This is a genomic window from Actinomadura geliboluensis, assembly GCF_005889745.1.
GTDB lineage: Bacteria > Actinomycetota > Actinomycetes > Streptosporangiales > Streptosporangiaceae > Spirillospora > Spirillospora geliboluensis.
On record NZ_VCKZ01000009.1, the window covers coordinates 14,558 to 28,084 of the forward strand.

Consider the following 13,527-nt stretch of genomic DNA (forward strand, 5'->3'; position numbering starts at 1 on the left):
GGGCCGGGCGTGATCGGTCGCCCACCGTGGACGGGGAGAGTTTCCGGGAACGTCCGCTGCCACCTGGGAACGCCGTGACGCGCCTGACCTCCCGCGCGGCGATCTCGTCGGCGCACGGGAGGTGCTCGGCCGGGAAAGGCTCGGTGGTCAGAGCGCCTGGTACGGCGCAGCCTTCAGAGCGGCCCGGGGATGCGGCCTCGATATCCGGCGGCCCTTAAAGGGCAATACCGCCGTCGCTCTACCGGGCCCGGCCGCGTTTCCGTGCCGCGCATCGCCTCACCGAGGCCGGATAAAATCCGCAATGCCCCGGAGCGGGGCGGTGATCAGGATTTGGGGCGGCCGGCCGCTGTGCGGATCTTGTGCCAGGCGGTCTTGGCGTAGCCGTTCAGGCGGGTGCTGATGCGGCGGGCCGTCGGGAACTCGGTGCCGAGGAGGCCGAGGCCGGCGAGGATGGCGACGACGCCCGGGCCCGGCAGGACGAGCATGGCGACGCCCGCGACGATCAGGGCGGCCCCGGCGGTGGCGACCGCCACCTTGCGGAGCAGGCGGACGGGCGCGCGGCGGATGGGCGCACCGCCCTCGGGCGTGCGGCCGGCGGGCTCCTTCTCAAGCGCTGGGCGTTCCATCATGGTCGTCACTGCGTCCTCCCCGTGGCGCGTCCTTGTGTTGTCCGACGAACGGCGGCGGCGCCCGAGATCCCAGTCGGGGCGGGATGTGACGAGGACCACGAGGCAGGACCGTGGGGCCGCGCGGCGACGGCTAGCATCTCGGTAATGAAGATCCCGTCCGGTGTGCGCGCGCGTCTCGGGGTACTGGCCGCGCCAGTGTGGCGGCGGCTCAGCGGGCGGATGCAGTGGCGCGTCGCACGGTTCCGCCACCACACGTTTCTGGTGTACGCGGGCGGGATCGTCCGGGACGAGCGGGGCCGGATCCTGCTGCTGCGGCACCGGCTGTGGCCCGCGTACCGGGCGTGGGGCCTGCCCGGCGGGTACGTGAACGCCGGTGAGCGGCTGGAGGACGGGGTCGTCCGGGAGGTGCGGGAGGAGACCGCGCTGGAGGTGGAGGTCGCCGGGCCCCCGCTGCGGGTGGCGAGCGGTTTCCGGCACCGGGTCGAGGCGTACTACGAGGCGCGGGTCGTCGGCGGGCTGCTCGCCCTGGACGCGGCGGAGGTCCTCGAAGCGCGCTGGTTCCCCGTGGACGAGCTGCCCGAGCGGATGTCGCCCCGGCTCCGGAACGTCATCGAAGCACTTGACCTCAAGCTCGGTTGAGGTCGCAGGCTGGACGGTATGAGCCTCACCGACATCGAACGCGAATACCTGTCCACGCAGCGGCTCGGGCGCCTCGCCACCGTGGGCCCCAAGGGCGACCCGCAGAACAACCCGGTCGGCTTCGCCTACAACGCCGAGACCGGCACCATCGACATCCGCGGCTGGAACCTCGCCGAGAGCCGCAAGTACCGGAACCTGCGCGACAACGACCAGGTGGCCTTCGTCGTCGACGACCTGGCGTCCGTCCAGCCCTGGAGGGTGCGGGGCGTCGAGGTCCGGGGGCGCGCCGAGCCCGCGGTCGTCGAAGGGCCGCAGGGCGCCGACGACGTCATCCGCATCCACCCGCGCGTCGTCTTCTCCTGGGGGATCGACCCGGAGGCGGAGGGGATGACCCGGCGGACCATTCCGTAACGGCCGCCGGGCGCGGCGCTCGGGGCGTCCGCTCCGGGCCGATGCGCCGGCGGCGTTCGGTCACCCCGCGCACGGGACGGCTCAGGCGCCCGGGAGGGGCTCCTGGAGTTCGAACCGGTCGGCGGTGGCATGGCACTTCGGGCAGCGGGGCGGCGCGTGCTCGCCGCGGACGACCTCGCCGCAGACCTCGCACGCCCATTCGGTGGTCAGCAGCGCCATGACGTCCGAGCGGGCGACGATGCCGACGAGTTCGCGGCCCGACAGCACCGGCACGCGGCGGATGCGCCGTTCGAGGAGCAGGTGGCGTGCCTCCTCGACGTCGGTGTCCTCGGTGACGCTGATGACGGCGGCGGTCATCACGTCGGCGGCGGTCCGCCCCTCGCGGGCCAGCAGGTCGTACTCGCTGACCAGGCCGACGACGGCCCCGTGCCCGTCGACGACGGGGACGGCGCTGATCCGGCGGGCGCGCAGCAGGGCCGCGACGTCGGGCACGGCCGCGTCCCGCTCCACGGTGATCACCGGGCTCGTCATGATCTCTTTGACCTTCACTGCTGCCGCCCCAGAATCGCGCGGGCTCCCGCCACCGCCGGTGGATGAAGCCCCGTCCGTCGTCCTCCCATATGACCTTAGATGTCGCGGTCATTCCGGTCCGCACCGGGCCGGAACGGGCCGCTCGTCGGCAGGTCGGTATCAGTCTTCCCGATATCGCGGGAATGATCCCGACCGGGGCGGGTGGACGGGGCGCGCACGGCCCGGCCCGGGGCCCGGTGCGGAGGCGCCGGGCCTTCCGTGCCGGGCGCCGGGCCGGGCGTCACGGGATCACCTGGCGGAGCAGGTGGGAGCCATCCCGGTGCCGGTGCCGGTCCCCTGGAAGCCGAACTCCGTCGACTGGCCGGCGGCGAGCGAGCCGTTGAAGCCGACGTTCGTGAACTGGACCGCGCCGCTGCTGCCGCTGCGGCCGGCGTTCCATCTCCATCGATTTTCAGCTTGGGCGGGGCCGTTCGGGCGGCGCATCCGCTAGGGCTGCCCGCCTGACGAGCTGGGCGCCGGGGGCTCCTCGCTCGGCCCGGGTTCGGACGGCTCGTCGCTAGGGGTGGTCTGCTCGGACGGCTCGTCGCTGGGGGCGGGCTCCAGGCTCGGCCCCGAGTCCGACGGCTCCTCAGTCGGCGCGGACGGCTCTTCGGAGGTGGACGGCTCCTCGGTCGGCGATGGGGCGGGAGCCGGGCTCGACGGCTCGCCGCCGTGCGCGAACTCACAGTCGATGCCGTCGCCGTCGCGATCCTGATACCAGGCGTACTCGGGGTCGGTGCCCTTCACGTACGGGCCGTACCCGGCGGCATTCGCCTCGGCACAGGTGCGGAAACGCGGATCCAGGCCGTTCCCTCCCCGCCGTTCGGAGGACGGCGGCCCGCCCTCGTCCGGCGGCTCCGTCGAGGACGAGGACGGCGGCGGCGCAGGTCCCCGGCTGCCCTGCGACGTCTTCCGCTGCGTCTCGCCGCCGCAGGCGGCGAGGTTGGCGAGGAGCAGCACCGCCCCCAGGGCGGTGAGGGCCGCGAGGATCCACCGCTTCGCGGGTGGGCGGGAATCGGCAGTCATGGCATGGCCTTCGTCTGCGGAGTCCGCCGCATCGGAGTTCATTCCACCTGAAGAACGGTGATATCCGGATCAGTGGGGCGCAGAGTGAGACCAATAGTCAGCCAAATCTCGCCGACCGGGCGTCGCGAGCGGTCCATGGAGAGCGTTCGCGTCGCCGCCGCCTCGCCTCGGCCTGGGTCCGGCTTGCGCCCGCGTCCTTGCGGACGGGTGGCTGGATTTCACGATCGACTCTGATTTTTCTGTTATCGCCCGTCCTGTCGGAGGTCTGCACCGTATCTACGGACATCCGACGAGAGAGGACGTGGCATCGCCATGAGCAACCCCCTTCCCCCCAGGGCCGGCGGGCCGGGCCCGAGGCGGCGGCAGCAGCGGACGGTGTCCGGGCGCGCGGCGGCGTGGACGGCCGCGGGCGCGGCGGGGGTGCTGGTGATCGGCGGGATCGCCGGCGTGGCGAGCGGCGCGTTCGACGGCGGCCCCGGCGCCGCCCCGGCCGCGAGCGACACCTCGGTGTCCCCCTCGTCCTCCCCGGTCGCCCCGCTCGACACCGCGAAGCCGTCGCCGAGCGAGACGGCCAGTCCCAAGCAGACCCGTAAGGAGCCGCGGAAGACCTCCAAGCCGCGCACGCCGACCCCGCGCGCGACGCGTTCGCGTCCGGCCGCGCCCCCGCCCGCCCGGCCGAAGACGCCGTCCGCGCCGGTGGCCGGAGGCGCCGCGGCGCAGGTCATCTCGCTGGTGAACAAGGAGCGCGCCAAGAACGGCTGCCGGGCGCTGACGTCCAACGGCAAGCTTGCCGCGGCGGCGCAGGGTCACTCGGCCGACATGGCGCGGCGCGGCTTCTTCGACCACACCAACCCGGACGGCAAGAGCCCCGGCGACCGGATCACCGCCGCCGGATACCGCTGGTCCACCTACGGCGAGAACATCGCCAAGGGGCAGCCGACCCCGGCGAGCGTCATGACGTCCTGGATGAACAGCCCAGGGCATCGCGCGAACATCCTGAACTGCAGCTTCCGGGAGATCGGCGTGGGCGTGGTGAAGTCCGGCGGACCGTACTGGACGCAGGTGTTCGGCGCCGCCCGCTGATCACCGGGGCGTCGCGAACACCTGCGTCCACCAGGGGCCTCCGGAACCCTGCACGACCCCGATCCCGACCTTCGTGAACCCGCAGTTGAGGATGTTGGCCCGGTGGCCGGAGCTGTCCATCCAGGTGTTCACGACGGCGGGCGGTCCCGATGGGCCGCGGGCGATGTTCTCCGCCCACGCACTCCACCGGAATCCGGCGGCGGTGATCCGCTCCCCCGGCCCGTCGCCGCCGGAGCCGCGGTGGTCGAGGACGCGGTGGGACGCCATGTCCTCGGAATGCCGCTGCGCCGCCCGGTGCAGCTCAGGCGAGACGCGCAGCGGCGGGCACCCGGCCGCCGCCCGCTGAGCATTGACCAGCGTCACGACCCGCTGCTCGACGGTGGCGGGGGCGCGCGGCGGCGTGACCCGGGCCTTGTCCGGCGCGGCCTCGGGCGTGGGCGGCGGGGTGCTCGGGGTCGTCCGCTGGACGGGCGCCGGGGCGGCTGCATCGGGCGCAGGGCGCACGGGATCGACCGGTTCCGGCAGCGACCAGTAGACGACCGCCGCGGCGACACCGGCGGCCGCCGCCCCCGCCACCCAGCGCGCGGCGCCGGCGGACGACTTCACCGCACCCGTCCCGGAGTGCGTCGCACCTGTCGAGGATGTGCCCGCGCCAGACGCGGTTGTGCCCGCGCCGGAGGCCGCGTTGCCCGCGCCCGCTGCCGCGTTACCGGCGTCCAGCAGGGAGTGCAGCCCGGTCAACGCCGCGTGCAGCGAGGAGTCGGCGGGCATGGGCACCATGACCAGGCCCGCCAGCAGCGCTTCGGGCGGGGCGAGGTCACGCTGGCGGGCGGTGCAGGAGCGGCAGTCCCGGATATGCTTGGCGATCCGCTTACGCCACAGCGGCGACGGCCGTCCGTCCCAGCCCGCGAGGACCGGCTCAAGCCCGCCGCACCGCCGACCGCTCACCACGCGCACCACGGCGCGGCATGTCGCCAGCTGCTTCTTCATCCGCTGCACCCGCACCGCCGCGTGGGCCACCGGCAGCCCGAGCCCGTCCGCCAGCTCCCGCCGCGTCAGATGGCCGGACGCCTCCAGCCACCACAGCCCGAGCAGCTCGCGCTCCCCCGCGTCCAGCCACCGCGTCGCCTCAGCGATCTCGCGGCGCTGCTCCGACAGCTCCAGCCGCAGGACGGCAAGACCGGCGAAGTCGTCCTCGGTGCCCGCCACCTGGGCCATGGCCTGCGGATCCATCGGCGTCCCGGCGCGCTGGGCCGACCAGCGGCGGCGCACCTGGTTCATGGCGATGGAGACCAGCCACGACCGGAACCGCGCCGGCTCCCGCAGCCCGCCCAGCCCGCCGAGGGCGCGCAGCACCGACTCCTGGACGACGTCGTCCACGTCGGCGTGGCCGCCGAGCGCCCAGCCGACCACGTTGTAGAGCAGCGGCAGATGGTCGGCTACCAGCTGCTCCCGGGCGCCGGCATCCCCGTCCTGCGCCGCCCGGACCAGCACGTCCACATCCGTGCCCACACGCATCCTTCGCCCTCCAGAGAGTCGCCGCCGGTCCCTCTGGAGACCTCCGAAACCACCAGAGATAACAGGAAACCCGCCAATTCTGCCTCGTCCCTGGTCACGGCGTGCCGCCAATGGGCCTGCGGTCGAGGACGGCAGGCCAGGGCGGGCAGGCGGTGTCACTCATGTACGTGACGATGTGCAGCGCGTGATCCAGGATGTCGGCCGTGCGTGCGGGCCAACTCCCGACGTGTGGTTGCGCCGGAGCGAGAACAGATCCAGTGCGCTTCGATGGAAAGAGGGGGCGGGCCGCAGCGCGCGCGAGCCGAACAGCCGCAGCAGATACCAAGATGGCCTGTCTCGGCTGATCGCACGAGAGGGGATGGACGCCTGGCTTATGGTGCATTTGTGAAGGCAGCGGTTCATGCCAGGTACGGCCCGCCCGAAGTGGTCCAGATCGCCGAGGTGGACGAGCCCGTGGCCGGAGACGGCGACGTCCTCGTCAAGGTGCACGCGACCACGGTGAACCGCACGGACTGCGCCTACCGCGCCGCCCGGCCCTTCTTCATGCGGCTGCTCACCGGGCTCACCCGGCCGCGCCGGAAGATCCTGGGGACCGAGTTCGCCGGAGTGGTCGAAGCGGTCGGCAGCGGCGTGGCGTCCTTCGCCGTCGGCGACAGGGTCTTCGGCTACAACGAGGGCCGGTTCGGGACGCACGCCGAGTACCTGTCCGTCCCGGAGAGCGGCATGATCGCGACCATGCCCGCGGACGCGGATTTCCGCGAGGCCGCCGCCGGTACGGAAGGAGCGCACTACGCGCTTTCGGCCATCCGCACGTCACGCATCACGGCCGGACAGGACGTCCTCGTCTACGGCGCGACCGGCGCCATCGGCTCGGCTGCAGTGCAACTGCTGAAAAGCATGAACGTCACGGTGACAGCGGTCTGCGACACGGCGAATCTGCAACTGGTGCGCGACCTGGGGCCTCACCGGGTCATCGACTACACGACCCAGGACTTCACCGCGGACGAACAGCGGTACGACCTGGTACTCGACGCGGTCGGGAAGAGCACGTTCGGCCGCTGCCGACGGCTTCTGAAACCCGGCGGGCTCTACATGTCGTCCGACCTCGGGCCAGGGTGGCAGAACATTCCGTTGTCACTCTTCACGCCACTGTTGCGCGGCAAGAGGGTGAAGTTCGGCGCGCCCACACAGAACAAGGAAATGGTGGAGCACCTCCGGGGCCTGATGGAGTCAGGGCAGTTCAGGCCGGTCATCGACCGCCGATACCCCCTGGATCAGATCGTCGAAGCCTACCGATACGTCGAAACGGGCCAGAAGATCGGCAACGTCGTCATCGACGTCGCACCACACCCCTGAGCGGCCTGAACGCCCGCCCCTCAAACCTTCGCGAGGCCGAACCCGGGCATTCGCTCATGCCGCGCACCGCAAGCCGCTTTCATACTCCGAACTGTCACACGGCTGCCTCCACCGGAGATCAGCGAGATCACGGCACGGAACAGCACCGGATTTCTACGCTCCTAGAAATCAACATTGAACATCTAGAGCCGTTCATCCGCTAGAGCGAGATGGTTCGCTCAACTACCCTCCGGTAGATGTGGCACCCCCGAGGAGATCATTGAGACACCGCATACAACGGAGTATGCGGTGCTGTATTTCCTTTGCCACTCATGGAGCCCGGTCCATATCGCCGGGGAGATTTCCACGTTCACCCGTCCCACCGACGATCGGAAACGCACCGTCCATTAACGGAGCCCGGCACCGTCGCGTAACGCGGCCACGCCCGAGGTCCTGGAATCGGCTCCACACTCCGATAACCGCCGTTTCGGCGCTGCCGCCGCCTGCTCTGGTCGGGGAGCGCGGTGAGGCCCGCCACCGGCCTGAACTCCAGATTGGAGAACCACCATGCGAAGACTGATGCAAGCGGCCCTGGTCGCCTGCGCGGCCGCACTCACGATGTGCGGTGCGACCGCCGCGTCGGCTGCCGAACCTCCCGGTGGCGGCGGCGCCCAGCCCATCATCGGCGGCCACACCGCCACGGAGACGTACTCCTGGATGGCGGCGCTGAACAACGGCTGCGGCGGCAGCCTGGTCGCGCCCCAGTGGATCGTCACGGCCAACCACTGCGGCCCGGCGTCGCAGGCCCGGATCGGCTCGATCTACAAGAACTCCGGCGGTGAGGTCCGGTCGATCGACCGGCGCACGACCCGGCCGGGCACCGACCTCACGCTGATGCACCTGTCCTCGCCCGTCCAGGCGGCCCCGGTGCGGATGGCGCAGTCCAACCCCGCGCCGAACACCCCGGTTCGGCTGCTCGGCTGGGGCTGCACGAGTTGGCCGTACTGCAGCACCCCCACCATCCTGCAGGAGATCGACCTGACCGTCCTGCCCAGCGGCCAGTGCTGGGCCGGCGGCGGCACCGCGAACGACGTCTGCGTGTCGGGCGACCGGTCGCACTCCGCCTGCCACGGCGACTCCGGCGGCCCGGCGGTCGTCGGCTCCCGCGGCAACTGGACGCTCGTCGGCGAAACCCACGGCCCGGGCGACAACCGCGGCGAGTGCGCGACCACGACCCTGTACACCGGCATCGCGCCGTACCTGTCCTGGATCAACCAGCAAATCGGCGGCTGACCCCCGCCCCCACCCCGCAGGAGTTCCCGCATGTTCCGAAAGATCATGGCGGCACTGACCGTCACCCTTGGGCTGGCCTTCCTGGTGCCCGCGCTGGCCGCCGCTCCCGCGTCCGCCGCGGCCCCCGCCCCGCTCGCCGTCCGGACGATCTACTACGACGCCAGCGGCGCCCAGGAGTTCAGGGCGGCCGTCGACGAAGGCGCCGCCGCATGGAACGCGGCCGTGCCCGCGATCCGGCTCGTCCCCGCGACCGGAGCCCAGGCCACCGTCAAGGTCTACGCCGACAACGGGTGGCCCCGCACCTACATGTACGGCTTCGGCCAGGCCGTCATCTACATGGGACGTCAAGCGGTCAACGACGGCTTCTACCCGCCCAGGATCGCCGCCCACGAACTCGGGCACGCCCTCAGCCTCCCTGACAACCGCAACGGACGCTGCGACTACCTGATGTCGGGCCACAGCTCCCCTGTCTCCTGCCAGAGCACCACTCCGCATTCGACAGAAGCAGCACAGGTCACGCGCAACGCGGGCGCCTGGGTCCCCGCAGCGCGCACGGCCACCACCGCCCGGCAGGCAACCTACGCGGACTGCTTCGTCTTCTGACCGTCCGACCACAGACGTCGCCTGGACGCCGAAACCCGCCGCGGCACCGTCACCAGCAGGCCTGGTGACGGTGCCGCGCCATCGCATGGCTGCTCTCAGACGTGCGAGCCGACCGGACGCTTGCGGCGCGGAGTACATCGCGAAACGCTGAGGTGCGAAGACTGCACGAGACTGGACGCGCCAAAACGCCGAGTCCATGGCAGGCTCGTCCCCGCTACCAGGCACTCAGCCCATGCGGGCCTACTTCTGATGCGCCTGCAAGCGTGTCAAGGCCGTCCGCCAATGCAGATGCGAATGCTCTTCGGCCAACGCGGTGTGCTCGCCGCAGAACCACTCCACTTTCGGTGGATGGCCGGTCCAGCCCTCCCGGTCCCATTCCCGCCGGACGGCCTCCTCCTCGGCGTCGATCGCGAAACGGACGGCCGTGAACGACGCGTACGAAAGGTCGTCTTGAGGGGACGCCCTGCAGATCAAACAGACCGGCGGCCTCACACCAACTCCCATCCGAGGGGCACTCTCCCCCGAACGGTAGCGCCACCGCGCCACACACACCGCCACGGCGCCGGGCGCGCCCCCTGCCTAGCAGCCTGTCCGCTGCACGCAAGGTCGCGAGGCCCCTACAGGCAGCCTCATATCAGCTGTTCTAGGACGTACACGGCATCGTCGTCTCGCTTGAATAGATCCTTGCTGAAGTCAAATTCGTCCCATGCTACCCACATCATGGGACGAAGCAGTGGAGTGGTCGACGCGATAACTAAAGATACGCAGAACCAGGCGGTGCGGCCGAATATCGGGACGTGCAAAGCCTGGACGTGCGCGATTGGATAAGGGCCGGCGTGGCCAGACATCAGCCCCGCACGTCGCGGTACACGTCCGAAGAGCCGTCCGACTGCTCGGATCACTTCCGGGCGGCCAGCGAAGGGGTTGCGAGCGTGGGCGTTGTGCAGGAGAACCGAGATGCTGGGTCGTCTTGAGCACCCGAACCATGCCGCGCGGAGGTGAAGGGGCAGGGCTATGACACCCGCCTCACAGGCGGCCGCCCGCCTGCCGCGCCGATATCTGCAGCGATCGGACAATTCATCGACAAGCACTTCAAGGGGAAGTAGTGACAACCATCATACCCCCGTCCAGCATCTGCGATTCCTGCAAGCTTTTGAAGAGCGTCCCGGATCCCGACTGGAACCCAAATGAGATAACCAATCCCCTGAAAGTCGGGATGATAGATTTTTGCGCCGCCTTCCCGGACGAAATTCCCGACGATATCAGCTTTCATGGGTTTGATCACCGACTCCCCTACCCGACCGACGGCGGGATCCGCCACGAGCTGCGGCCGGACATGGCGGATCTTCTGGCCGCCTTCGAGGAAGAGACTCCCATAGAAGTCCGAATCAGGGACGTTACATCGACCGCGCGAGCATGGATGGACCAGATGGCCGCTTTGAGAGCCCGCCGGCTCGAGCTTGCCACGTTCCTGCTGGACGCGGATCAACTCACCGTTCCGGTGCGCAGTGATGGCGAACCAGTGATTTGGGTTTTCGACGACTTCCGCATGCTCGGAGTGAGCACCACGGGACCGATCCAACTCGACTTCGCCGAGTCGGACGATTTCCAAGGCTGGCGCACCGACTCGCTCGAGGAGCTCGCCGACGGCATATCCCAGGACGTTATGCTCTACGTCGACAAGAAAGGCCCTCTTCTTCCCGTGCAGACGCTCCATAGCTTCAACATCCCACTGTTTCGCATCATGCGGAACGGATCGATCGAAGAGTTGCGCGAGAAGTTTCCAGATTCGTTGGTCTACCGGCCAAAGGAAGAACGCACCGTCTTCACATCGCTCCTGGCGCTGGAGGCCTCCAGGGGTATCACCACGGCGTGGGAGTCAGTGCGTGGCAGAGACGTGTTGGCGGAGGGAGAGGTCGTCATCGACCCTGGTCACGAGCACCAGGCGACACTGACCGCTTAGAGCTCATCGATCAAGCCTGGTCCGGGGGCAGCGCGGTGCCCCGGTTGCTCTGCGGGGAAGGTAGCCGAATCAGCACACAGCCTTGCCCGATTGTTACGACCGTTGGGACGATTCATCGATGAATACTTCAATGGGAGGCAGCGGCTGTGATCGTACCACGGTGGAGCATCTGCGACTCCTGCGCCCGGTTGAAGTGGGTGCCGGATCCGGACTGGGATCAGAACAACCCCAGAAGCCCGTCGGATGATGGTTCGATCTACTTCTGTGAAGCATTCCCCGATGAGATACCCGACGACATCAGGTACTTCGGTTTCGATCACCGCCGCCCGTATCCCACCGACGGTGGGATACGACATGAACTGCGACCGGGCAAGGCGGACATCCTTGCCGGGTTCGAGCGAGACAACACTGTCGACGTCCGCACTAGAGACGTGGCATCGAGCGCCCGGACCTGGCTGCGCAAGATGGCCGCGCTCAGAGCCCGCCGACTCGAACTCGCCAAGTCTCTCCTGGACGTGAAACAGCTCAGCATTCCGGTGCGCAGTGACGGGAAACCGGTGATCTGGACGTTCGATGACTTCCGCATGCTCGGCGTGAGCAGCACCGGACCCATCCAACTTGACTTCGTCGAGTCGGATGATTTTCAAGGCTGGCGGTCCGACACTCTTGAGGGACTCGCCGCAAACATCTCCGGAGACGTGCTGCTGTACGTCGACAAACGAGGCCCCCTGCTTCCCGTCCACGCGCTCCAAAGCTTCAACATCCCACTATTTCGCATAATGCGGGACAGCCACACCGAACAATTGCGTGAAAGCTTCCCAGACTCCTTGGTCTACCGACCAATGGGGGAACGCGCGGTCTTCACATCACTGCTGGCGCTGGAGGCCTCCAAGGGGATCACCACGGCGTGGGAGTCAGTGCGCGGCCGAGACGTGTTGGCGGACGGAGAGGTCGTCATCGACTCTGGTCACGAGCACCAGGTCACGCTGGTCCCCTAGAGCCCACCCTGATCAAACCGGGGCGCCGGGCTGCGCGACGACCGCCCTCATCGCCGCCTCGCGGGGTTACACGGGTGCGCTCGGGGAAGCCCGTCCGGAAGTGGTGGTGAGCCAGGAAGGACATATGGGCGACGATTCTTTGATGACCGCCGCTGTGCTGCGCCGACACGGCGGGCCGGACGCCCTGGAGGTGCGGGAGGACTGGCCCGTTCCCCGGGTCGGCTCAGGCCAGGTGCTCATTCGTGTGGCTGCGGCAGCGTTGAACAACACCGATATCTGGACGCGGGAGGGCGCCTACGGGCTGCCGGGCCGTCCGGACGCGAAGGCCGGATGGCGCGGCCCGGTGGACTTCCCTCGTGTGCAGGGCGGGGACATCGCAGGTACGGTCACCGCGGTCGGCGGCGACGTCTCCGATGACTGGGTGGGACGGCGAGTCCTGGTCGATCCGGCGTTCTACGCCGATGAGGGCGAGGACGCGGTCCCGATCGGTCTGCTCGGCAGCGAGGCGGACGGGGGCTTCGCCACCTATGTGGTGGTCGACGCCGTCCGGCTGCACGATATGACCGACTCGCCGTTGTCCGACGAGGAGCTCGCTTCGCTGCCCGTGGCATACGGCACGGCGATGGGCATGCTGGAGCGGGCCCACATCAAGAAAGGCGAGACGGTGTTCGTGACGGGTGCGTCCGGCGGTGTCGGGTTCGCCCTCGTCCAGCTCGCGGCTGCGCTTGGCGCGCGTGTATTGGCCTTGACCAGCGGCACCAAGGCCGAAGTGGTGCGCGACGCCGGCGCGGAAGTCACCGTCTCCCGTGACATGGACCCGGATGAACTGCAGGACAAGTTGCGGGCGGCGGCGCCCGGCGGGCTGGACGCCGTCGCCGACGTGGCCGGCGGCCCATGGCTCGAGCGGGTGCTGCCCGCACTGCGCGACGGTGCCCGCTGGGTCATCGCCGGCGCGGTCGCCGGGCCCGTGGTCTCGTTCGACCTGCGGCGCCTCTACCTGCACAATCTCAGCCTCATCGGCTCCTCGATGCACACCCGTGCCCATTTCGCAGAGCTGGCGGAACTGGCCCGCACAGGCGCCCTGCGACCGCGCATCGCCGCCGGGTATCCGCTCAGCGACATCCATGCGGCTCAGGAGGAGTTCCGCCACGGCTCACTCGTCGGCAAGATTGTGGTCTTGCCTTAATACGCATTCCGGTGAGTGAGAGCGAGGTCAGGGTTGCTGTCGCGCCTCCAACGCGTTGCCCAGCGGCAGCCCCCGTCCCTGCCTCTGGGTGCGCGATTGGAGGGCAAGAAGGCGGCAGATCAGCGGGCTAGGCGGCCGTACGTGGAAGACGACTAGAGCCGCTGCCGTAGCGGTGACGAGCCGATCCACACGCGGACCTCGTGAGCTGGCCGAAGTCCGCCGGACCCGCGTATACCGCGGTCGCGTTGTCGGAGCGGTTCAAGCCGTCTGGAC

General features: G+C 69.4%; 14 protein-coding genes. 9 read left to right on the forward strand and 5 right to left on the reverse strand.

All coding sequences use genetic code 11. The features are described 5' to 3' along the window. Nucleotides 1–323 precede the first annotated feature (323 nt). Nucleotides 324–629, reverse strand: coding sequence for a PGPGW domain-containing protein (locus ETD96_RS02880; RefSeq protein WP_138633647.1), 306 nt, complete (start codon nucleotides 627–629; stop codon nucleotides 324–326). Between the two features lie 144 nt (nucleotides 630–773). On the opposite strand from ETD96_RS02880, the gene ETD96_RS02885 reads away from it, so the two are divergent. Both ETD96_RS02885 and ETD96_RS02890 read left to right on the forward strand, forming a co-directional pair. Beyond that, nucleotides 774–1,268 (forward strand): NUDIX domain-containing protein, encoded by a 495-nt coding sequence (locus ETD96_RS02885; RefSeq protein WP_138633555.1) that lies wholly within the window; start codon nucleotides 774–776, stop codon nucleotides 1,266–1,268. Between the two features lie 18 nt (nucleotides 1,269–1,286). Further along, nucleotides 1,287–1,679, forward strand: a complete 393-nt coding sequence (locus ETD96_RS02890) for a PPOX class F420-dependent oxidoreductase (RefSeq protein WP_138633558.1) — start codon at nucleotides 1,287–1,289, stop codon at nucleotides 1,677–1,679. A gap of 81 nt (nucleotides 1,680–1,760) precedes the next feature. Here the strand turns inward: ETD96_RS02890 and ETD96_RS02895 are convergent, their stop codons facing one another. The 3 genes from ETD96_RS02895 to ETD96_RS45700 form a co-directional block, all read right to left on the reverse strand. Further along, nucleotides 1,761–2,210, reverse strand: coding sequence for a CBS domain-containing protein (locus ETD96_RS02895; protein ID WP_205719076.1), 450 nt, complete (start codon nucleotides 2,208–2,210; stop codon nucleotides 1,761–1,763). 288 nt (nucleotides 2,211–2,498) lie between these two features. After that, nucleotides 2,499–2,693: a cellulose binding domain-containing protein gene (locus tag ETD96_RS02900; protein ID WP_138633564.1), complete on the reverse strand. Its 195-nt coding sequence runs from the start codon at nucleotides 2,691–2,693 to the stop codon at nucleotides 2,499–2,501. Nucleotides 2,694–2,696: 3 nt separating this feature from the next. After that, nucleotides 2,697–3,275: an excalibur calcium-binding domain-containing protein gene (locus tag ETD96_RS45700; RefSeq protein WP_205719077.1), complete on the reverse strand. Its 579-nt coding sequence runs from the start codon at nucleotides 3,273–3,275 to the stop codon at nucleotides 2,697–2,699. A 312-nt stretch (nucleotides 3,276–3,587) separates the two neighbouring features. On the opposite strand from ETD96_RS45700, the gene ETD96_RS02910 reads away from it, so the two are divergent. Then, nucleotides 3,588–4,358: a CAP domain-containing protein gene (locus tag ETD96_RS02910; protein WP_138633567.1), complete on the forward strand. Its 771-nt coding sequence runs from the start codon at nucleotides 3,588–3,590 to the stop codon at nucleotides 4,356–4,358. Here the strand turns inward: ETD96_RS02910 and ETD96_RS02915 are convergent, their stop codons facing one another. Next, nucleotides 4,359–5,870, reverse strand: a complete 1,512-nt coding sequence (locus ETD96_RS02915) for a sigma-70 family RNA polymerase sigma factor (RefSeq protein WP_205719078.1) — start codon at nucleotides 5,868–5,870, stop codon at nucleotides 4,359–4,361. It abuts the gene before it with no gap. Nucleotides 5,871–6,260: 390 nt separating this feature from the next. Between ETD96_RS02915 and ETD96_RS02920 the strand changes: the two genes are divergently transcribed. From ETD96_RS02920 to ETD96_RS02945, 6 genes are all read left to right on the forward strand, one after another. Next, on the forward strand, nucleotides 6,261–7,232 hold the full coding sequence (locus ETD96_RS02920) for an NAD(P)-dependent alcohol dehydrogenase (RefSeq protein WP_205719079.1): 972 nt from the start codon (nucleotides 6,261–6,263) through the stop codon (nucleotides 7,230–7,232). Between the two features lie 546 nt (nucleotides 7,233–7,778). Next, nucleotides 7,779–8,504 (forward strand): S1 family peptidase, encoded by a 726-nt coding sequence (locus ETD96_RS02925; protein ID WP_138633572.1) that lies wholly within the window; start codon nucleotides 7,779–7,781, stop codon nucleotides 8,502–8,504. Nucleotides 8,505–8,534: 30 nt separating this feature from the next. Next, on the forward strand, nucleotides 8,535–9,107 hold the full coding sequence (locus tag ETD96_RS02930) for a snapalysin family zinc-dependent metalloprotease (protein WP_138633575.1): 573 nt from the start codon (nucleotides 8,535–8,537) through the stop codon (nucleotides 9,105–9,107). A gap of 1,105 nt (nucleotides 9,108–10,212) precedes the next feature. Beyond that, a complete protein-coding gene (locus ETD96_RS02935; RefSeq protein WP_138633578.1) occupies nucleotides 10,213–11,070 on the forward strand; it encodes a hypothetical protein in 858 nt (285 codons plus the stop codon). 197 nt (nucleotides 11,071–11,267) lie between these two features. Beyond that, on the forward strand, nucleotides 11,268–12,068 hold the full coding sequence (locus ETD96_RS02940; protein WP_138633581.1) for a hypothetical protein: 801 nt from the start codon (nucleotides 11,268–11,270) through the stop codon (nucleotides 12,066–12,068). A 124-nt stretch (nucleotides 12,069–12,192) separates the two neighbouring features. Continuing rightward, the gene (locus tag ETD96_RS02945; protein ID WP_205719080.1) at nucleotides 12,193–13,254 is read left to right on the forward strand and encodes a zinc-binding dehydrogenase; all 1,062 of its coding nucleotides are present in this window, start codon (nucleotides 12,193–12,195) and stop codon (nucleotides 13,252–13,254) included. Nucleotides 13,255–13,527 lie beyond the last annotated feature (273 nt).